The sequence below is a fragment of the Kitasatospora sp. NPDC022785 genome (genome assembly GCF_055561295.1).
The window spans coordinates 122,402-140,968 of record NZ_JBVHHB010000004.1 but is presented as its reverse complement, the minus strand read 5'-3'; the positions used below and the strand labels follow the sequence as shown (position 1 = coordinate 140,968).

The following is an 18,567-nucleotide window of genomic DNA, read 5'->3' as shown; positions in this document are numbered from 1 at the left end:
GGGGCCGTGCGCAGACCCAACCTCACCCCGCGGCAGCAAGACCGGGCGATCGCGCTCTTCGGGCTGCTCGGGGGCCTGTTCCTGATCGCCATCGGGGTCTACGACGGCTCCGAGCACATCCCCCGCTGGATGGTCGTCCCGCCGCTGCTGCTGATGGCCTCGCTGGAGTCGTTCCGGCGCACCCGGCCGGTCCTCATCGCGACGGCCGGCGGGATCGTCTTCGCGGTGAGCATCTTCAACGGGGCGCTCCTGGCGACCACCCTGATGTACACCGACCTGCTGTACGCCGCGGTGCTCTACGGCAACCCGAAGATGTCGCGGGTGCTGCACCTGACCGGTGCGGCCTCGGTGCTGGGGCTCTCGACGCTGGTGCTGATCTACAGCGACGCCCCGACCGCGGTGGCCGTCGTGGTGCTGACCACGCTGGTCTACCTGGCGCCGGTCTGGACCGGTGACATCGTGCGCAAGCACCGGCAGGAGGCGGAGACCCAGCGGCTGCGGGCCGAACAGACCGCGCTGCTCTCCGAGCTGGACCGGCGCGAGGCCGTCGTCGCAGAACGGGCGCGGATGGCAAGGGAGTTGCACGATGTGGTGGCCAACCACCTGTCGGCCATCGCGATCCACGCCACCGGGGCCCAGTCGGTGGCCCGCCGCCAGCGGCGGCCCGAGGACGACCCGTTGGTGGAGGTGCTGGCGGTGATCCGGGAGAACAGCGTCCAGGGACTGGCCGAAATGCGCCGCATGATCGGCCTGTTGCGGGACAGTGGCGGGGGAGAAGCCGACGCGTCGTACGCCGCGCCCGACCTGGAGGCCGTCGACGCGCTGCTGGCCAAGGCCCGGGCGGCCGGGCAGGACGTCGGTCTGGACTTCGAGCTCACCGAGCACGGCGACCGCGGGGAGCTGCCGGTGCCGGTCAACCTGGCGGCGTACCGGATCGTCCAGGAGTCGCTGACCAACGCGCTCAAGCACGCCGGGCCGGGGCACGTCCGGGTGCTGCTGGAGTACCGGCCGGAGGAGCTGCGGATCGCGGTGGACAGCCCGTTCCGCCGCGGCGCCGGCCGGGAGCTGCCCGGTGCCCGGGCGGGCATGGTGGGCATGCGGGAGCGGGCCGGACTGCTCGGCGGCAGGTTCACGGCCGGGCCCGAGGGGGATTTCTGGAGCGTACGCGCGGTGCTGCCGCGGGCGCTGGTGACCGAGGGCGGAGAGGGGCGGGCATGACGATCCGGGTGCTGGTGGCGGAGGACCAGGCGGCGGTCCGCGCCGCGCTGGTGATGATCCTGCGGGCCGAGCCGGACATCGAGGTGGTCGGGCAGGCCGCGGACGGCGAGGAGGCCGTCCGGCTCGCGCTGGAGCTGCGGCCCGACGTCGTCCTGATGGACGTGCAGATGCCCCGGCTGGACGGCGTCTCGGCGACCCGCCAGGTGGTGGCCGCCGGGGCCGCCCAGGTACTGGTGCTGACCACGTTCGACCTGGACGAGTACGTCTACGGCGCGCTGCGGGCCGGCGCGGCCGGGTTCCTGCTGAAGGACCTGGAGGCGGACACCCTGGTGGAGGGCATCCGCACGGTGGCGCGCGGGGACGGCATGCTGGCGCCCTCGGTGACCAGGCGGCTGATCGGCTCCTTCGCCCGCCCGGACCGGGCCGTCGGGCCGGACGTCCGGGAGGCGGTGGCCGGGCTCACGCCGCGCGAGCGGGAGGTGCTGGCCTGCCTCGGTGCCGGGCTCTCCAACGGGGAGATCGCCGGGCGGCTGGAGATGGCGGAGGCGACCACCAAGACGCACGTCAGCCGGATCCTGGCCAAGCTGCGGCTGCGCAGCCGGGTGCAGGCGGCGATCCTGGCCCAGGACCTCGGCCTGGGCATCTGAGCGCCCGGCGGATCGGTCCAGCGGATCGGTCCGGCCGGCCCGTCCGGCCGGGTCTGTCGCAGATCACACTCTCGGATGCCACCACGGGCGCGTGAAGGGTATTAGAGTCCCGCGCGTAGTGAGCGAAGCAAGTGAGCCGAAAGAGGTGCGCGCTTCGCTCGGGCGACCGCCGAGCGACAGCGAGGCGGGACAACAGAGCGATGCGGCTCTTGCGGGTGATCCCTGCCCTGAGCCGCCTTCAGGGCCCGCCCGCAGGGCGGCGACGGCATCCGGGAGACCAAGCCATGAGCAATGCGTCCAGCCAGCAGATCGCCGTGATCGGCGCCGGCCTCATGGGGGCCGGCATCGCCCAGGTCTCCGCCCAGGCCGGCCACCCGGTGGTGCTGCGGGACGTCACCGAGGAGGCGCTGCAGCGCGGGCTCGCGGGCATCCGCGCCTCGTACGACAAGTTCGTCTCCAAGGGCCGGCTGACCGCCGAGGACGCCGAGGCGGCGCTCGGCCGGATCACCACCACCACCGACCTGGGTGCGGTCGCCGAGGCCGACATCGTGGTCGAGGCGGTCTTCGAGCAGCTGGACGTCAAGGAAGGCGTCTTCCGGGAGCTCGACAAGATCGCCAAGGACGGCGCGGTGCTGGCCTCCAACACCTCCGCGATCCCGATCACCCGGATCGCGGCCGCCACCGGGCGCCCCGAGTCGGTCGTCGGCGTGCACTTCTTCTCGCCTGTGCCGCTGATGAAGCTGGTCGAGCTGGTCCGCGGCTACAAGACCAGCGACGAGACGCTGGCCACCGCCCGCGCCTTCGCCGAGGGCGTCGGCAAGGACGTCGTCGTCGTCAACCGCGACGTGGCCGGTTTCGTCACGACCCGCCTGATCACCGCGCTGGTCGTCGAGGCCGCCAAGCTCTACGAGTCGGGCGTCGCCACCGCCGAGGACATCGACACCGCCTGCCGGCTCGGTTTCGGCCACCCGATGGGCCCGCTGGAGACCGCCGACCTGACCGGCGTCGACATCCTGCTGCACGCCGCCCGGAACATCTACGCCGAGACCCAGGACGAGAAGTTCGCCGCGCCGGAGATCATGGCGCGCATGGTCACCGCCGGCGACCTGGGCCGCAAGAGTGGCCGGGGCTTCTACCCGTACCCGGGCAAGTGACCCACCAAGGCGCGTGACCAGGCGGGCCGTACGGTCGGAGCTTCGTACGGCCCGTCTGCCCGGGGGCGGGTGAGTTTCCTCACGCCGGGTGCCGCAGACGGGTGATTTGGGCGGTAATCGAGCGTAGGTGTGGAGAGTTCCTGCGTATATTCCCTCGGACGAGTGAAGTTGCTTCAGATCTGGCCGGAACCAGCAACCTGCGGACCTGGTTCACCGTCAGATGAGGGGGAGCCCGGCCCGCGCCGATGGCCGCGGTCGGGTCCGGGCGCGGGGCCTCAGGCCCGCCCGGATGGACACCTGCTCCCGGGCCCGGCGCGGCCGGGGTGGGACGACCCGTACCAGTGACCCGCCAGGCGGAGGAGGAGACCATGCGCATCCAGGGCGACCACGCCGCGCTGGCCATCGAAGGCCGCCTCGACGTGCGCACCGCCGCCGACGCGCGGGTCCGGCTGCACCAGGCCGTCGACGGCGGGCTGGGCGACCTCGTCCTCGACCTCGCCCGGCTGGAGTTCTGGGACGCCACCGGCCTCGGCGTGATCATGGGCACCCACCGGCGGGCCGGCCGGATCGGCCGCCGGCTGGTGCTGCGCTCCGTCCCGGCCCAGCTCCAGCGGCTGCTGGTGGCCACCCGGCTGCACCGCATCCTCGCCGTCGAGGGCGTGGTCGCCGAGCCCCGTGGCGCCACCCTGCCCGTGCTCGGCCCGGTGCTGTAGGCCGCCGCTCCCCGGTTCAGGGTGGGTCCGCGCTTCGCGCGCGGCGGCGGATGTGCAAGAGTCTGCCGTCAGAACACGGCCGCCGGGCCGAGGTCCGGCTCCTCCCAGCCTCCGGCCGGGTGGTACCCCTCAGCCCGGAAACGGCCGTGCGAAGTCGTCGGTCGACAGGGGCGGAGCAGATCGTGGGACAGCCATCCGGTGAGTTCCGGCAGGAGGCCGTACGCACCCGGGGCGGTGAACTGGTCTCCGGTGGCCTGCTGGTGACCGTCGGCACCCCGGACGGCTCCGAGGTACGCCCCTGCCCCGAGGAGTGGCGCCCCCGCCCCCGCCGGATCGAGCGCACCGAACCCGCCCGCGGCCCGGTCGGCGGCCCCGGCCGTGCGGTCGGACCGCTCGCCCTCGGCGCCGGGCCCGCCGACCTCCCACTCCTCGACCGCGAGGCCGACATCGCCCAGCTGCTGGGCCTGCTCGCCGAGGGCCGTTCGATACGCCTGGTCGGCCAGGCCGGCTCCGGCCGCAGCGCCCTGCTGTCGGCCGTCGCCGAAGCGGCCGGCGACCTCGCACCCGGCGGTGTCGTCCAGCTCTGCGGCCACCGCCGCACCGCCGCCGACCTCCTCCAGGACCTCTTCGCCGCCACCCACCAGGCCCCCGGCTTCCGCCCCGACCCCGGACAGCTCGCCGAACACCTCGGCCGGGTCGGCGCGATCGTCGTGATCGACGAGGTCGAGCAGGCCGGCCCCGAGCTGGAACAGCTGCTCGCCGCCGCCCCCGACTGCGCCTTCCTGGTCTCCGTCGCCCCCGACAGCCCGCCGCTGCCCGCCGACTCCCGGCTCCGGGACCACCTCGTCGCCGGTCTCTCCCGCCCCGCCTGCCTCGCGCTCGCCGCCCGGCTGGCCGGCCGCCCGCTCGACGTGGCCGAGAAGGCGTGGGCCGTCGACCTCTGGTTCGAGTCCGAGGGGCTGCCGCTGCGCTTCGTCCAGGCCGCCGCGCTGCTGCGGCAGCGGGACGTCGCGGTGGACGCGCTGGTGGCCGCCGAGGAGGACCGCCTCGACGTCTTCGGCGCGGTCCAGGAGCCCGTCCACGACCCCGATCCGGCGGTCCGTGAGGGCGCGCTGCGCAGGACCGTCCCGCTGCCGTCCGTCGCCGAGAGCGCCTCGCCCGCCGTCCGGCTCGCCGAGGGCCTCTCCGAGCCCGCCCAGGCCGTGCTGCGGCTCTCCGTGGCGCTCGGCGGCGAATGCCCGACCGCCCCGCACCTGCCGGCGCTGATCGACGTCGGCCAGGGTGAGAGCGCCCTGCACGAACTCGCCGACGCCGGGCTCGCGGTGTCCATCGGCGGCCACCACCGGCTCACCGCGGGCGCGCTCGAACTCCTCGCGCCGCACTGGCCGGCCCGCGGCAGCATCGACGGCGCCGCCCAGCACTTCGCCTGGTGGGTCGGCCACAGCTCGGTCTCCACCGAGCAGATCGCGGCCGAGGCCGAGGTGGTGATCGGGGTCCTGCTGGCCGACCGCACGGCCGGCCGGCACGCCGCCGTCGTCCGGCTGGCCCGGGCGGCCGCCCCGGCGCTGGCGCTGGCACTGCGCTGGGGGGCCTGGGAGCGTGCCCTGATGCTCGGCCTGGAGGCCGCCCGGCAGACCGGCTCCCGGGCCGACGAGGCCTGGTTCCACCACGAGTTGGGCGTCTACGCGATCTGCGTCCGGGAGCCCGGCCGGGCGGCCGCCGAACTGGAGTCCGCGCTCACGCTGCGGGCCGCGCTCGGCGAGCCGCGCGGGGCCGCCGGCGCCCGCCGGATGCTCGACCTGCTGCGCGCCGACGGTCGGGAGCTGCCCGGCGCCGCCCAGGCCGGCCCGGTGCCCGCGCGACGGCCCGTCATCCGGGCGATCGCGCAGGTGCCGTGGCGGTTCAAGACGACCCCCGGTACGGCCGGCCGTACCCGCCGCACGGCGATCGCGGCCTCGGCGGCGGTGCTCGCGCTCGGCGTGCTCGGCACGGCGGTCGCGATGAGCGTCACCGGCCCGGAGGAGCACCGGGGCACCGACCCGCACAGCAGCACCGACGACGGCACCGGCCTGCCCGCGGGCGGGACCACGCCCCGGCCGAGCCTCAGCCCCGGCGCGACGGCCTCCGGCGGCTCGGAGAGCCCGGGCGGCTCCCCGGCGGTGGAGGAGAGCGGCCCGGAGCCGTCGGCGAGCAGCAGTGGGGCGTCGCGCTCGCCGTCCGCGTCGAAGAAGCCGAGCAGGTCGCCGAGCGCCGGCGAGTCCGCCTCGCAGTCCCCGGCCCCGGGCCAGTCGCAGCCCCCGGCGGGCGGCGCGGGCGGCGCGGGCGGAGCGGGCGGTGGCGCTGGCGCCGGCGGTGCGGGCGGGAACCCGCCGCCGCCCGGTGGTTCGGCCGGCGGCGCGGGCTCCGGCTCGGGCTCGGGCGGCGCGAACGGGGGCGCGGCGGGCGGCCAGTCCGGTGGGGGCACCAGCTCGCCGCCGCCCACCGCCACGCCCAGCTCGACTCCGCCGACCACCAGCGCCTCACCTAGCACGACGCCGTCGGGCTCGGTGAGCCCGACGGCGCCTCCGTCCGTTCCCTGACGGGTCAGGGAACGGTCCGGGTCAGAACAGCTTCAGCTTGTCGTCGTCGATGCCGCGCAGCGCGTCGTAGTCCAGCACCACGCAGCCGATACCGCGGTCGGTGGCCAGGACGCGGGCCTGGGGCTTGATCTCCTGCGCGGCGAAGATGCCCTTGACCGGGGCGAGCAGCGGGTCCCGGTTGAGCAGCTCCAGGTAACGGGTGAGCTGTTCGACGCCGTCGATCTCGCCGCGGCGCTTGATCTCGACGGCGACCGTCGCGCCGTCGGAGTCGCGGCAGAGGATGTCGACCGGGCCGATCGCGGTCGGGTACTCGCGGCGGATCAGGGACCAGCCGGCGCCGAGCACCTCCATCCGGTCCGCCAGCAGCTCCTGGAGGTGTGCCTCGACGCCGTCCTTGATCAGGCCCGGGTCGACCCCGAGCTCGTGGGACGAGTCGTGCAGAACCTCCTCCAGTGTGATGATGAGCTTCTCGCCGGCCTTGTTCTCCACCGTCCAGGCCCCGTCGGCCTCCCTGAGGACGCACGGCGGGGACATCCAGTTGAGCGGCTTGTAGGCGCGGTCGTCGGCGTGGATGCTGACGCTGCCGTCGGCCTTGACCAGGATGAGCCTGGTGGCGGAGGGCAGATGGGCGGAGAGCCGACCGGCATAGTCGACTGAGCAGCGGGCAATTACGAGACGCACGGTCGACCACGCTAGCCCACTGGGGCCAGTTGATGCGATTCCGCGACGACCGGGTGAAGAATCCGCGAACCCCGCGAACATGGAGGTTCGGCGATCCGGCGAACGCCTGGCGGCACCCTGGCGCCCATTCCCTCGGGCCGCTACGGTGTGTGACGGGGTGCTCGCAGGAGCGCTGTCAACGGGGATGGAGACTTCAGATGAACGATCCGACGTGATCCGGCCAATCTGGTGCACCAAGGCGTATTTCCGGAGCAATCCGAAGGAATCACCGGCCTGGCCCTCCGTTGACTGCCACGCTGTTCTGGGCGGCCGGCGCCCCCGACAAGTCCCTCGACACGTCCTCGGCGCCGACGCCTCCGCACGGTGCCGGAAACAGCCGTCCGACGGCGTTCCGGACATCACGCGCGATTCGCCCACCCTCACCCTCAGCTTGGACTACGCATCACCACCCGGGCGCCGCGCGGGTGGACCGCGAGAGGAGAATCCATGTCGCTCGACGTCTCACCGGCCCTGCTCGAGAAGGCCGAGCGGGGCGAGGTCGACGAGCGGGAATTCGTCGACTGCGTCCGCGTCTCCCTGCCGTACGCCTGGGAGCTGATCAGTTCGCTGGTCGCCCAGGCGAAGGTCGACGGCACCGACTTCGCCGACAACCACGTACCGCCGCCCAGCGAGCAGGCCCGCGGCCAGCTCCTCCGGGCCCTCGCCAGCGACGCTATCCGGGGTGCGCTGCAGCGCCACTTCGGTGTCCGGCTGGCCTTTCAGAACTGTCACCGGGTGGCGGTGTTCCTGCCGTCGGACTCCAACGAGGCGCGGTTCGATCGTTTCACGTCCGTCCGGGAGCAGCTGCTCAACCAGTCCGAGGAACTCCGGGACTGCTGACCGGTCGTCGGACGCACGGCCCCGGCGCCGGCATGCCACCGGGCCGCCCCGCCCCCGCCGAGGGGGAGGGGCGGCCCGGGCCGTCCGCCGGCCCGTCGGGCTCCTCAGCCCAGCTGTGGCAGCACCTCGGAGCCGAGCCGGGCGATGTTGTGCAGGGTGGCCTCGCGGTCGCCGCTGCCCTCGGCGAGCAGCGCGAAGCGGCGGATGCCGGTGCGCTCGGCGGTGGCCAGCAGCCGGTCGGCGCACTGCTTCGGCGTGCCCACCGCGTGAAGGTCGCAGAGGAGTTCGGTGTACTGGTGCGGGTCGCGCATCTTGCGCTCCCGGCCGTCCACCGTGCGGTGCGCGCCGAGCCCGTACTCGAACCAGCCGGGCATCGCCCGCAGCAGGGTGGCCCGGGCGGCCGAGGTGCGGTCGTCGACCTGGGCCACGCCGGCCGCGACGTGCTGGCGGGTCACCCGGCGCAGCTGCTCCTCGCCGCGCCCGGCGGCCAGCCAGGCCGTCCGGTACAGCTCCAGCATATGCAGCTTGTCCTCGTCGCCGGAGTGCATCCCGAGCAGCATCGGCAGCCCGCGTTCGGCGGCCAGCCGTACCCCGCCGGGCGAGGTGCAGGCGACCACCACCGGCGGTCCGGCCGCCGGGCGCCCCGTGGTGGTGAGTTCCTCGCCGGTGCCGTCGGCGTCCTTGCGCTGACGGGGGAAGCGCAGCAGCCCGGACTGGTCGCCGAGGCCGAGCCAGGTACCGAGGTCGGGTGTGCGCGGCGGCTCGCTCGCGCGCGGCACCACGGCCACCTCAGGGAAGGTGAACTGCGGCCCGTCCGCGCCGACCCGGGAGCCGCGCAGCCAGCGCAGCAGCAGGTCGAGCCGCTCGGGGAAGCCCTGTTCGAACGCGTCCACGCCGCTGCCGAACACGTCCAGGTCGATCCAGGGACCGCCGCGGCCGACCCCGAGCGTGAACCGCCCGCCCGAGACGAGGTGCAGCATCGCGGCCTGCTCGCCGAGGGCCACCGGGTGGGCGGTGGAGAGCACGCTGACCGCCGTGCCGACGCCGATCCGGCGGGTGCGGCCGAGCAGCATCGCGGCGAGGGTGGCGGCGTTCGGGCAGACCCCGTACGGGACGAAGTGGTGCTCGGCCAGCCAGACGCTGTCCAGGCCCGCCCGTTCGGCCTCGACGGCGGCCCGGACGGTCCGGTCCAGGGCCTCGCCATGGGTCTGCCCGGGGAACTGCGCCGAGAGCAGGAAGGCGCCGACCCGGACCGGCGCGGTCTCCGGCGGGAGTGCGCCGGAGCGCTGCGGCGCGGGCAGCGGGGTGCCGGGGGCGGCGGTCACCGGGGCGGCGGCCGCCAGCACCTGGCCGGGTGCCGGGGACCGGACTCCGACGGGCCGGCGGGTCTCGGCACGGGCGCTGGTCTTGGTCATCCTTGGGCCTCCTCGGGTGCGCGCAGGGTCTGCGGGCCCCGCCTGTCCCCTTGTGAGTAACCGATGTCATGTGCCAATGGCACGCCGAACCACGAATTTCGCGGAAGATCGGGTGGATATCGCGGGAAACGCCGAAGTGCCGGACGGTGGCGTGATAGGGGCCCTGGGGACGAGTCGCACGCCCTAGGCTGGAATGGTTCCGAGCCCCCGCAGAGAGGTAGCCCCGACGTGTCGCCCCGCCGCAACCGGATCAAGAGCGCCGCCGATCGCGAGACGGCGGAGCCGGCCGCCCCGCTCGGCGGCTCGCTGCGCCGCACCGACAGCTACCAGGGCGACGACTGGGTCGTCCAGACGGTGGCGGGCACGCCCGGCCGGTTCTACCGCTGCCCGGGCTGCGACCAGGAGATCCCCCCGGGTGTCGGCCATGTGGTGGCCTGGCCGATGCACGGCGCCGGGGTGGACGACCGGCGGCACTGGCACCGCGCCTGCTGGGGCGCCCGCGAGCGCCGGGCCTCCAACATCCAGCGCGGCCGCGGCGCCCCCCGGTACTGAGGGACGCCGCGTGCCACCCGGCCCGGGTCAGGCGTCGCGCTTCTTCAGCACCAGCGCGCCGCCGACCAGCGCGGCCAGCGTCCAGGCCAGGCAGATCGCGAACCCGGCCCAGGGGCCGTACGGCTGGTCGTGCTGCTCGTACACCAGGAGCATCCGCGAGCCCGCGTAGTCGGGGAAGTAGTGGGCCAGCGTCTTGACCTTCGGCACCGCCGAGAGGATCGGCGAGAGCAGGAAGAAGAACGGCACCAGCACGCCGAGCGCCAGCGTCTGGTTGTGGAGCATCGCGGTGACGCCGGCCGAGAACAGGCAGAGCATCGTCAGGTAGAGCGCCGCGCCGAACACCGCCCGCAGCACGTGCGGTTCGGAGATGCTGGTGGAGTGGTCGCCGAGCAGTGCCTGGCCGACGAAGAACGTGATGAACGCGGTGACCAGGGAGACTGCGAAGGCGAGGGCGCCGAGCACCACCGCCTTGCCGGTCAGCAGGGTGCCCCGCTGCGGGACGGCGGCCAGGGTGACCCTGATCATCCCGCTGCTGTACTCGTTGCCGACCGCGAGCACTCCGAAGACGATGATGGCCAGTTCGCCCAGCATGATGCCGGAGAAAGCCGTCCCGGTGGCGTCGAACGGGGTGTCGTCGTTGCCGCGGAACTCGGCGAAGTTGTTGTTGGTGAGTAGGGAGAGCAGAGCGCCGACACCGAGCGTGACGACGAAGGCCAGTGCGAGCGTCCAGACCGTCGACCGGACGCTGCGGATCTTCGTCCACTCGGATCGCAGGACCGCCGGGAAGGACGCCATCTCAGTTCTCCTCCGTGCCGCTGGCCGCCGGCTGCTTCGCCGCGCCGCCCTGCCAGGTGGCGCCCCAGGTGCCGGGTGCGCCGGCCGCGTCGCGGCCCTCGCCGTCCCCGGCGTGGTACTCCACCGAGTCGGCCGTCATCTGCATGAACGCCTCTTCCAGCGAGGCCTGTTGGGGGCTCAGCTCGTGCAGCACCACCCCGTGGCCGGCGGCCAGTTCGCCGAGCCGGGCGAGGTCGCCGTCGACCACCTCGTACGAGCCGTCCGGGCCGGGTTCGTGCCGGAGCCCGGCGCCGGCCAGCGCGTCCAGCAGGCGCTCGGGGTGCGGGGTGCGCAGCCGGACGGCGGAGCGCGAGTTGCGCCGGATGAACTCGGCCATCGGCAGGTCGGCGAGCAGCCGGCCCTTGCCGATGACGACCAGGTGGTCGGCGGTGACGGCCATCTCGCTCATCAGGTGGGAGGAGACGAAGACGGTCCGGCCCTCGCCGGCGAGGCGCTTCATCAGATTGCGGATCCAGAGGATGCCCTCCGGGTCGAGCCCGTTGACCGGCTCGTCGAACATCACGATCTCGGGGTCGCCGAGCAGGGCGGAGGCGATGCCGAGCCGCTGGCCCATGCCGAGCGAGAAGCCGCGCGCGCGCTTGCGGGCGACCGGGGTGAGGCCGACCAGGCCGAGCACCTCGTCCACCCGGGAGGTGGGGATGCGGTTGCTCTGGGCGAGCCAGAGCAGGTGGTCGCGGGCGCTGCGGCCGGGGTGGACGGCCTTGGCCTCCAGCAGCGCGCCGATGTACTTGAGCGGCTCGCTGAGCTGTCCGTATCTCTTGCCGTCGATGGTGACGCGGCCGGTGGTGGGCCGGTCCAGATCGAGGATCATGCGCATCGTGGTGGACTTGCCGGCACCGTTGGGGCCGAGGAAGCCGGTGACCACGCCCTGCGGCACCTGGAAGCTCAGCCGGTCCACGGCGAGTGTCTTGCCGTAGCGTTTCGTCAGGTCGTGCAACTCGATCATTCGCGCTCCCTTACTCTCCGTCAGGCTATGACAAAGCGGACGGGGCGGCCCGCTGAAGTGGGCCCGCCGGGCGCACCGGAATACGGTGGGCGCATGACCCAGCTCCCCTCCGCAGTGTCCGTCCGCGAGAGCGGTACCGGAACACCCCTCGTGCTGTTGCACGCCTTCCCGCTCAACGCCTCGATGTGGTCCGCCCAACTGGATGCCCTGCCCGGAACCACCGGCCACGAGGCCCGGGTGCTCGCCCCCGACCAGCGCGGCTTCGGAGGCACCGAGCTGGGCACGGACGAGCCCTCGCTGGACGCGGTCGCCGACGACGTCGCCCTGCTGCTGGACGCGGCCGGGATCGAGCGGGTGGTGCTCGGCGGCCTCTCGATGGGCGGATACGTCGCGCTGGCCTTCGCCCGCCGCCACCCGCACCGGCTGGCCGGGCTGCTGCTGGCCAACACCAAGGCCACCGCCGACACCGACGCCGCCCGGGCCAACCGGGAGCGGATCGCCGCCGCGGTGCTGGCCCGCGACAGCGTCCAGCTGCTGCTGGACGAGAACGTGGCGGCCGGCCAGCTCGGGCCGGACTCCGGGCACCTGGTCGACCGGGTGCAGGGGATGATCGCCGCGGCGCCGCCGGCGGCGGTCGCCTGGGCGCAGCGGGCGATGGCGGCCCGGCCGGAGACCCTGGACGTGCTCGCCGGGGTGCGGGTACCGGTCGCCGTGGTGGCGGGGGCGGAGGACGGCCTGATGCCGCTCTCCGAGGCCGAGCTGATGGCGCGGGCACGTCCGGACGCGGAGCTGACCGTGCTCCCGCGGGTGGGCCATCTGAGCGCCCTGGAGGCGCCGGAGCAGTTCGACGCCGTCGTCCGCCGGCTGCTGGAGCGGGTGGCCGGATGAGCGAGCGGAGTGCGGAGCCGGGCAGCTGGGACTTCTCGGCGCTGGAGGTCACCGGCCGGATGCCCGTCACCAACCGGGGCGAGGGCCTGGTCGAGCTGACGCTGGAGCCGCTCGGCGAGGACTACTGGCTGCGGCCGGGGGAGACCTTCATCGTCACCTCGTACGGGGACTACGGCCCCGGCCACCCCTTCGAGGTGCAGTACTGGCCGGACTCGGTGTCGGTCTGGTGCACCTCGTGGTTCGGCACCGTCTCGGACGACGACGGCAACCAGCTGAGCTGCGGCCACCAGCGGCCGGACGGGGCCTACCCGCGGTGAGGGCGCGTGGACCGGGAGGCCGGCGTTCCGGCCTCCCGGTCCGCCGCCGCGGCGGCCCCGCGGCCCGGCCGGACAGCACGACGGGCCCCCACCCCGGAGGGTGAGGGCCCGTCGTGCTGCGGCGTCAGCGCGACTGCTGGGCGGGCACGCCCATGGTGTCGTCGTTCGGCAGCGACGCGGCGGCCACGGCCGCGCCGGTCAGCGTCGCCAGCATCTCGCGGACGTTGGTCAGCTGGGCGTTGATGCTGTCGCGGCGGTTGGTGAGCGCCGCCAGCTCGCGCTCGGATTCGCTGCGGATCCGGTCGGCCTTGGCGTTGGCGTCCGCCACGATGTCCTCGGACTGGCGCTGGGCCGTCTCGACGGTCTGGCGGGCGCGGCGCTCGGCGTCGGTCCGCAGCTTCTCGGCCTCCAGGCGCAGCTGCTCGGCCCGGTGCTCGATCTCGGCCAGGCGCTTCTCGGCCTTGGCCTGACGGGCGGCCAGGTCGCGCTCGGACTGCTCACGGCGCTTGGCGAGGTTGGTCTCGAACTCCAGCGCGGCCTGGGCGGCCTTGGTGCGGGTCTCCTCGAAGAGGGCGTCCGCCTCCTCGCGCTTGTTCTGGGCGTCCTTGTTGGCCTCGGCGCGCAGCTGGGCGCTGTCGCTCTTGGCCTTGTCGACGATCCGCAGACCCTCGTCCTCGGCCTTGGCCTTGCGGTCCTTGGCGTAGTTCTCGGCCTCGGTGCGGACCTGCTGGGCGGCGGCCTCGGCGAGCTCGCGGTGCTGCTCGGCGGCGCGGTGCGCCTCGTCGCGCAGGTCCTTGGCCTCCTCCTCGGCCAGCCGCAGGATCTTCTCGACGCGGGCGCCGAGACCGGCGTAGGAGGGCTCCGCCTCGGTGACCGCCGCCTGGGCGGTCTGGGTCTCGAGGTGGAGCTCCTCGATGCGCTTCTCCAGCGCGCTGATCCGGGTCAAGGCACTGTCACGGTCGGCCACCAGCTTGGTGATCCGCTCGTCGACCTGGGCGCGCTCGTACCCACGGCGCACCAGGTCGAAGCCGTGAGGGGAGTGACTGTCGCTCATGGGGTTCTGGGCTTCCTGTCGTCAAACCGCTGAGGTGGTTGAGGGAATCCTGACACGGTACCGGAGTGTCTACGGCGAAACGCCGTTGTCTCGCGGACAATGTCCGCTCAATCGGGTGGTGCGCTCTTGGAGCGATTGCCACCCGACCGGGGGGCGCCAACTCCGGCACCGGCCTTGGCACCCCCGTCCTTCTTGGTGGTGCTTCCCCCGTTGGTCTGGGCGACCGGTGACGGTGCCTCGAACGCCTCCAGCGCGGACAGCACGTCCTGGACCCTGGAGATCTCGGTGTTGATGTCCTTGCGGCGGCGCACCAGTTCGTCCAGCTCGCGCCGGCCCTCGTCGGTGATCCGCTTCGCCTCGGCCCGCGCCTCGCTGAGCAGCCGCTCGGACTCCGCCTTGGCCAGCTCGATCTGCTCGTCCGCGGACTCGTCGGCGGTCCGCACCCGCTTCTCCGCCTCGGCCGACGCCGATTCGAGCCGCTGCTCGGCCTCGTCCTGGGCGGACTTCAGCTTGGCCTCGGCCTTGACGATCAGGGCCTCGGCGCGGTCGGTCGAGTCGGCGAGCTTGGTCTCGGCCTCCTTCAGCAGGCCCTCCGCCTTGCGGACGGCCGAGATCCGGACCTTGCTGGCCTCGGCGGACGCCTCCGAGGTCAGCTCGTTGGCGCGGTCCTCGGCGGCCGCGACCAGCGCCGCCGCCCGCTCCTCGGCCTCGGTGACGGCGGCCACCGCCTGCTCCTCGGCCTCGGTCAGCTGCTCCTGGGCGGCCGTCACCAGCGCGTCCACCCGCTCGCCGGCCGACTTCATGGCCTGCGCGTTCTCCTTGCGGGCGCGCTCGTGCAGGGCCTCCACCTCGGCGTCGGTGCGCTCGCGCAGCTCCTCGGCGCGCTCGCGGATCGCGGTGGCGTCCCGGCGGGCCTCGGAGAGCAGCGCGTCGGCGTCGGCCCGGCCCTTCTCGACCTCGGCCTGACCGGCGGCCTCGCCGGCGGCGACCAGCCGGTCGGCCTCCTTGCGGGCGGCCGCGACCATCGCGTCCGCCTGCTCCTCGGCGGCGGCGGTGGTGGCCAGCGCGGTGGTCTGGGCGTCCTCGCCGAGCGCCTCGGCGTCCGCGAAGGCCTTCTCCAGCACCGACTTGGCGTGCTCGCGGGTGGCCTTGTCGAACTGCTCGGCGGCCTCGCGGGTGTCGGCGTCGAAGGCGTCGGCGCGGGCGTGGGTCGCCGCGTCGTACTCGTCCGCGAGACTGCGGGTGGCCAGCGCGTACTCCTCGGCCTCGGCCCGCAGCGAGGCGGCGAACTCCTCGGCCTCGGCGACCGTGGCGGCGGCCCGCGCGTCGGCGGCGGCCACCGTCCGGGCGGCCTGGGCCTCGGCGTCGGCGCGCTGCTGCTCGGCGACCTCCTGGGCGGTCCGCAGCTCGGCCTCGGCGTCGGCCCGCAGCTGCTCGTCGTAGGCCTGCGCCTCGGCGCGCCGGCGGCCCAGCTCGGCCTCGGCGGCCTCGCGTTCGGCGGCCAGCTCCAGCTCGGTCTGCTCGCGCAGGGCGGCGGTCTCGGCGGCGGTCCGGGCCCGCAGGTCGGCGGTCTCCCGGTCCGCGAGGGCCCGCTGCTCGGCGGTCTCGCGGTCGGCGCTCTCGTGCAGCTCGGCGACGGCGCGGTCGGTCCGCTCGCGCAGCTCGGTCGTCTCCCGCTCGGCCAGCGCCCGCAGTTCGGCGCTCTCGCGGGCGGCGGTGTCGCGCAGCTCGGCGGCGGCCTGCCCGGCGTCCCGGCGGAGCTCGGCGGCCTCGGCCTCGGCGGTGGCCCGCAGTTCGGCGATCTGCTGCGAGGCGGCCTCGTGCATCCCGGCCACCGACTGGCGGACCTCGGCGGCCTCGTCCTCGGCGACGGAGACCAGCGTGGCGCCCTCGGCCTTGGCGGCGGCGACCAGCTCCTCGCCGTGGACGCGGGCCTGCTCCAGCACCTCCTGCGCCTCGGCGCGGACGGCGTCGGCCGTGGCGCGGGCCTCGGACAGCTCCCGGCCGGCCTCGGCCCGGACGGTCTCGGCCTGCTCGGAGGCCAGCGTGAGGTCGGCCTCGGCCCGCTCGCGCAGCTCCTCGGCGGCCGCCTCGGCCTCGGCCAGCCGCTGCTCGGCGGCGGTCCGGGCGCTCTCCAGCGCCTCCTCGGCCTCGGCGCGCAGGCGGGAGGTCTCGGCGGTGGTGTGCTCGGTGAGCTCGGCGGCGGTCTGCTCGGCCTCGGCCCGGACGCGGTCGGCGTGCGCCTCGGCGGCCTGCCGGAGGGCGGCCGTGTCGGCGGCGGTCCGCTCGGTGAGCTCGGCGGCGGTCTGCTCGGCCTGTTCGCGGGCGGCCCGGGCGGCGGACAGCTGCTCGGCGGTCTCCTCGCGCTCGCGGCGCAGCGCGGCGGATGCCTCCTCGCGCTCGCGCCGGCTCTCCTCCCGCAGCGCGTCGGCGGCGGCCTCGGCCTCGGCCCGGGAGCGGGCCACCTCGGTGTCGGTCTCGGTCCGCAGCCGCTCGGCGTCGGCGACCGCGGCGTCCCGGACGGCGTCGGCCTCGGCCTGCGCGTCGGCCCGCAGCGCCTCCGCGGCGGAGGTCGCCCCGGCGCGCACCTGCTGGTCGAACTCGCTTGCCTCGCGGCGCAGTTCGGCCGTCTCCCGCTCGGCGGCGGCCCGGTTCTCGGCGGCCGCGGCCTTGGCGGCGGCGAGCGCGTCCTGGCCCTGCTGCTCGGCGGCGGCGATGGTCTTCTCGGCCTCGGCGCGGGCCCGGCCCAGAGTCTGCTCGGCGCGGCCCTGGGTCTCGGCGGCCTGCTCCTTGGCGTGCTCGCGCAGCCGCTCGATCTCGGCGGCCGCGCCCCGGCGCAGCTCGTCGGCGTCGGCCTTGGCCTTGGTGAGCAGCTCCTCGGCGTTCTTCGCCGACTCCTCGATCTGGACGACGGCCTGGCGGCGGGCCTCGCCGCGGACCCGGTCGGCCTCGGCGGCGGCCTGGGCCCGCAGCTCCTCCGCCTCGGCCCGCAGCCGGGCGGCCTCGTCCTGCATCTCCCGGATCCGCTCGCGGACGGCGGCGGCGTCGTCCATGGCGGCGTTCTGGGCCTGCTCGACGGCGGCCTGGGCCTGCTCGCGCAGCCGCTGCGCCTCGGCGGCGGCCTCGGTGCGGATCCGCTCGGCCTCCGTGGACGCGCCGGTCCGGGCGGCCTCGGCGTCCCGGTTGGCCCGGGCGAGCACCTCCTCGGCCGTCTTGGCGGCCTTGGCGAGGTGGACGGTGGCGTCCTTGGCACCGGCCGCGCGGCCGGCCTCCTCGGCCTCGCTGCGCAGCTGTGCGGCGGTGGCCTCGGCCTGCGCCCGCAGTTCGGCGACGTCGCGCTCGGCCTGCGCCCGCATCTCGGCGATGGCGGCCTCGGCCTCGGCGCGCAGCTGGCCGGCCACCGACTCGGCGGTGGCGCGCAGCCGCTCGCTCTCCTCGGCGGCGGCGGCCTTGGCGGCATCCGCCTCTGCCTGCTTGGTGGCGGCCTCGGCCTTGACGGCCTCGGCCTCCTTGGTGGCCTGGGCGACCATCCGGGCCACCTCGGCCCGGGCGGTCTGCGAGCGCTGCTCGCTGGCGGCCTCGCCGTCGGCGACCTTGCGCTCGGCGGCGGCCTCGGCGTCGGCCTGGAGCTGCTCGGCGGCGGCCTCGGCCTGGGCGCGCAGTTCGGCGGACTCCCGCCGGGTGCGCTCGGCCTCGGCGATCGCCTCGGCACGCAGCCGCTCTATCTCGGCCTGGGCGTGGGCGAGCGCCTCCTGGGCGCGCTGCTGCTCGGCGGCGGCGTGCTCCTTGAGCCGGCCGATCTCGGCCTGCGCGGCGGCGAGCTGCTGTTCGGCGGCGACGTGCGCGGCGGCCAGCTGCTGCTGGGCCTCGCCGCGGGCGGCGTCGACGTCGGCGGCGGCCTGGGCGCCGGCCTGCTGGGCCTGCTCGGAGGCGGCGCGCAGCAGGCGCTCGGCGTCGGTCTGGGCGCGCTGGAGGGCGGCCTCGGCGGCGGCCTGGGCCTCGCCGCGGGCGGCGTCGACGTCGGCGGCGGTCTGCGCGCGGGCCTGGTCGGACAGCGCGGCGGCCTCGGCGCGGGCGCCGGCCATCAGCCGGTCGGCCTCGGCGCGGGCCTCCTGGAGGAGGCGCTGGGCCTCCTGCTCGGTGCCGGCCCGGGTCTGTTCGGCCCAGTTGACGTTCTCGTTGACGTGCTGCTCGGCGCTGCGCCGCAGCTCGGCGAGCTCGTCCTCCAGCTGGCGGCGGCGCGCGGCGAGCTCGGCCTCCAGGCGGGCGGTGCGCTCGGCGGCCTCGGCCATCAGGCGCTGGGTGGCCGCCTGGGAGTCGCGCAGGTGCCGCTCGGCGTCGGCGCGCAGCTGCTGGGCCTGCATCTCCGCGGTGCGGAGCATCTGCTCGGCCTGGCCCGAGACGGCGTCGAAGGCGCGCGGCTGGGCGAGCATGCGACGGGACTCGTGCAGCTTGGCCCGAAGCACCTCCACCTGGTAGGCGAGGTCTTCGGCATGCTCGGCCGTCTTGTCCCGCTCCTTCCGAGTCCGATCCATCTCGGCCTCGAACTGGGAGAGGTGATCGTCAGCCTCGTAGCGGTCGTAGCCCCGCACTCCGCGGTCCCATCCATCTCCTGGTCGCGTCCTCGACCCGGCCGTTCCGGGGCACCCGATGTCCGGGGCCCTGGTCC

At 74.9% G+C, this 18,567-nt stretch carries 15 protein-coding genes; 9 read left to right on the top strand and 6 right to left on the bottom strand.

All coding sequences use genetic code 11. The features are described 5' to 3' along the window. Positions 1 to 6 precede the first annotated feature (6 nt). From ACZ3YO_RS08435 to ACZ3YO_RS08415, 5 genes are all read left to right on the top strand, one after another. Entirely contained in the window at positions 7 to 1,218 is a 1,212-nt protein-coding gene (locus ACZ3YO_RS08435; RefSeq protein WP_465566518.1) for a sensor histidine kinase, read from the top strand. Next, the gene (locus tag ACZ3YO_RS08430) at positions 1,215 to 1,865 is read left to right on the top strand and encodes a response regulator (RefSeq protein ID WP_465546452.1); all 651 of its coding nucleotides are present in this window, start codon (positions 1,215 to 1,217) and stop codon (positions 1,863 to 1,865) included. The genes ACZ3YO_RS08435 and ACZ3YO_RS08430 overlap by 4 nt, the downstream gene beginning before the upstream one ends. Before the next feature lie 284 nt (positions 1,866 to 2,149). Continuing rightward, entirely contained in the window at positions 2,150 to 3,019 is an 870-nt protein-coding gene (locus tag ACZ3YO_RS08425) for a 3-hydroxyacyl-CoA dehydrogenase family protein (protein WP_396320851.1), read from the top strand. A gap of 368 nt (positions 3,020 to 3,387) precedes the next feature. Continuing rightward, complete coding sequence (locus ACZ3YO_RS08420) at positions 3,388 to 3,732, top strand: STAS domain-containing protein (protein WP_396320852.1); 345 nt, start codon at positions 3,388 to 3,390, stop codon at positions 3,730 to 3,732. Positions 3,733 to 3,914: 182 nt separating this feature from the next. Continuing rightward, positions 3,915 to 6,311 carry an ATP-binding protein gene (locus ACZ3YO_RS08415; RefSeq protein ID WP_465566513.1) on the top strand — a complete coding sequence of 799 codons (2,397 nt, stop codon included), beginning with the start codon at positions 3,915 to 3,917 and terminating at the stop codon, positions 6,309 to 6,311. A 21-nt stretch (positions 6,312 to 6,332) separates the two neighbouring features. On the opposite strand, the gene nucS is transcribed toward ACZ3YO_RS08415, so the two are convergent. Further along, on the bottom strand, positions 6,333 to 6,992 hold the full coding sequence (gene nucS / locus ACZ3YO_RS08410) for an endonuclease NucS (protein WP_465566510.1): 660 nt from the start codon (positions 6,990 to 6,992) through the stop codon (positions 6,333 to 6,335). A gap of 486 nt (positions 6,993 to 7,478) precedes the next feature. Here nucS and ACZ3YO_RS08405 point away from each other — a divergent pair, with 486 nt between their 5' ends. Further along, positions 7,479 to 7,871, top strand: coding sequence for an SCO5389 family protein (locus ACZ3YO_RS08405; RefSeq protein WP_329489629.1), 393 nt, complete (start codon positions 7,479 to 7,481; stop codon positions 7,869 to 7,871). A gap of 104 nt (positions 7,872 to 7,975) precedes the next feature. On the opposite strand, the gene ACZ3YO_RS08400 is transcribed toward ACZ3YO_RS08405, so the two are convergent. Beyond that, positions 7,976 to 9,286, bottom strand: coding sequence for an LLM class flavin-dependent oxidoreductase (locus ACZ3YO_RS08400; RefSeq protein WP_465566507.1), 1,311 nt, complete (start codon positions 9,284 to 9,286; stop codon positions 7,976 to 7,978). 228 nt (positions 9,287 to 9,514) lie between these two features. On the opposite strand from ACZ3YO_RS08400, the gene ACZ3YO_RS08395 reads away from it, so the two are divergent. Continuing rightward, positions 9,515 to 9,838 carry an ATP/GTP-binding protein gene (locus ACZ3YO_RS08395; protein WP_396320856.1) on the top strand — a complete coding sequence of 108 codons (324 nt, stop codon included), beginning with the start codon at positions 9,515 to 9,517 and terminating at the stop codon, positions 9,836 to 9,838. A 27-nt stretch (positions 9,839 to 9,865) separates the two neighbouring features. On the opposite strand, the gene ACZ3YO_RS08390 is transcribed toward ACZ3YO_RS08395, so the two are convergent. Together ACZ3YO_RS08390 and ACZ3YO_RS08385 are read right to left on the bottom strand one after the other, a co-directional pair. Beyond that, positions 9,866 to 10,633 carry an ABC transporter permease subunit gene (locus tag ACZ3YO_RS08390; RefSeq protein WP_465566504.1) on the bottom strand — a complete coding sequence of 256 codons (768 nt, stop codon included), beginning with the start codon at positions 10,631 to 10,633 and terminating at the stop codon, positions 9,866 to 9,868. A gap of 1 nt (position 10,634) precedes the next feature. Next, positions 10,635 to 11,639: an ABC transporter ATP-binding protein gene (locus ACZ3YO_RS08385; protein WP_465566501.1), complete on the bottom strand. Its 1,005-nt coding sequence runs from the start codon at positions 11,637 to 11,639 to the stop codon at positions 10,635 to 10,637. Between the two features lie 93 nt (positions 11,640 to 11,732). On the opposite strand from ACZ3YO_RS08385, the gene ACZ3YO_RS08380 reads away from it, so the two are divergent. Together ACZ3YO_RS08380 and ACZ3YO_RS08375 are read left to right on the top strand one after the other, a co-directional pair. Further along, positions 11,733 to 12,527, top strand: coding sequence for an alpha/beta fold hydrolase (locus tag ACZ3YO_RS08380; RefSeq protein ID WP_405361377.1), 795 nt, complete (start codon positions 11,733 to 11,735; stop codon positions 12,525 to 12,527). Then, a complete protein-coding gene (locus tag ACZ3YO_RS08375; protein WP_396320862.1) occupies positions 12,524 to 12,844 on the top strand; it encodes a hypothetical protein in 321 nt (106 codons plus the stop codon). The genes ACZ3YO_RS08380 and ACZ3YO_RS08375 overlap by 4 nt, the downstream gene beginning before the upstream one ends. A 124-nt stretch (positions 12,845 to 12,968) precedes the next feature. Here the strand turns inward: ACZ3YO_RS08375 and ACZ3YO_RS08370 are convergent, their stop codons facing one another. Beyond that, positions 12,969 to 13,898 carry a coiled-coil domain-containing protein gene (locus ACZ3YO_RS08370; RefSeq protein ID WP_218201876.1) on the bottom strand — a complete coding sequence of 310 codons (930 nt, stop codon included), beginning with the start codon at positions 13,896 to 13,898 and terminating at the stop codon, positions 12,969 to 12,971. Positions 13,899 to 14,005: 107 nt separating this feature from the next. Then, positions 14,006 to 18,490, bottom strand: a complete 4,485-nt coding sequence (locus ACZ3YO_RS08365) for a hypothetical protein (protein ID WP_465566497.1) — start codon at positions 18,488 to 18,490, stop codon at positions 14,006 to 14,008. Positions 18,491 to 18,567: the final 77 nt, after the last annotated feature.